The sequence below is a fragment of the Xenorhabdus budapestensis genome (assembly GCF_002632465.1).
Classification (GTDB): Bacteria; Pseudomonadota; Gammaproteobacteria; order Enterobacterales; family Enterobacteriaceae; genus Xenorhabdus; species Xenorhabdus budapestensis.
On sequence record NZ_NIBS01000106.1, the window covers coordinates 1 to 894 of the forward strand.

Annotated in this window: 1 protein-coding gene and 1 pseudogene; both read right to left on the minus strand. The window is 50.7% G+C overall.

Annotated elements, in window-relative coordinates; genetic code table 11:
* Nucleotides 1–102: 102 nt before the first annotated feature.
* Complete coding sequence (locus Xbud_RS19075; protein ID WP_099137540.1) at nt 103–699, minus strand: YmfQ family protein; 597 nt, start codon at nt 697–699, stop codon at nt 103–105.
* Nucleotides 696–894 (minus strand): annotated as a pseudogene (locus Xbud_RS20035) (baseplate J/gp47 family protein); the annotation flags it as partial. The pseudogene Xbud_RS20035 and the gene Xbud_RS19075, both read right to left, overlap by 4 nt.

An 894-nucleotide genomic window follows, 5' to 3' on the forward strand; every position in this document is an offset into this window, starting at 1 on the left:
CCGTTACTGTCCGCGGTGTTCGTAATATCACCGATTTTTTGCATCGCTAATCCTCACTCACTAAAAGTGATAAAAATGAAATGAAATTGAAATTTATGAGGGTTACTGGACGTAACCGAACTGAAGGATTGTGTGAGACGGGCTTATCCGTTGAAACTGGCATTCGAGCTTTTTATTGCCCCATGAACGCAACGGATCACCACAATAGCTGCCGCCTGCCACAGCGTAATTTATCGTGGTTGCCGGGGCATTAATGCGCCAGACAAACGGCCAGTCACCGCCATTTAATGCATCCCCACACGCAGACATGCCTACTCTGGCCTGCCGAAATTCCGTAATGGTAATGTGAAATCCCAGTTCTGCCGCCAGTCCGATAAAATAGGATTTGGACTGACCGCCTGTGCGTAATAACTTTGAGACTACCGATTTTTGCCGCAATGAGATACTGTCAATTTCCCCAATGGCGCAGTCATCCGGCAACCCTAGCGATTTTTCCCACTCCGGTAACATGATTGTTGCGGTTGCCGGGAAGCTGCCCTCCAGTAATAAATGCGCATCCTGATCACTGCGGTGACAGCTCCGGGCAAGCGCCCGGATGACCTTACTGATAGCCGACTCCGGGCGCCGCGTCCACGCCATCCCGGCAGGTAACAGGCCATTTAGTGCCGCGGTATAATCCGCCACGCTATACTGTTTCATGTGTATTTCACCTCGCCCCGTACGGGTAAATGACCAACCGGTAAGGCAATATTGTCTGCCGGTGATGTGATCACAAATCCTGCTGTGCCCGGTACGCCCGCAATGGCATATTGCAGTTCAGATATCAATATGCGCCCGGAGCCATCCGGGTTACCGTTTTCAAACAGTACGTTATCAATCGCCTCATTAATACGC